The 249-nt window shown below is 47.0% G+C and carries 1 pseudogene; it reads right to left on the minus strand.

What is annotated here, in order from left to right:
• Positions 1-249: pseudogene (locus B9T16_RS29805) on the minus strand (serine/threonine protein kinase); the annotation flags it as partial.

Below are 249 nucleotides of genomic sequence, written 5' to 3' on the forward strand. Positions count from 1 at the left end.
CTGTTTCAACAGTAGTAATCGGGTCAGGGTCTGAATCCGAGCCACTAGAATTTAGTAAATAGCTCACCAAACTCCAAGAACCATAACCCGCGATGATAGCCACAGCAATTCCCGCCGAAATAACAGCAACTGGGTTATTCCAGAAAGACTGAAGGGAAGGGGTAGAGATCACCGGAGTAGTTTGATGATTAGACCCCGATCGCATAGACACAGGAGACCCCACCGCCAGAGTTTTAAGTCCAGATAAAT

Source organism: Arthrospira sp. PCC 8006, assembly GCF_046480465.1.
GTDB lineage: Bacteria > Cyanobacteriota > Cyanobacteriia > Cyanobacteriales > Microcoleaceae > Limnospira > Limnospira platensis.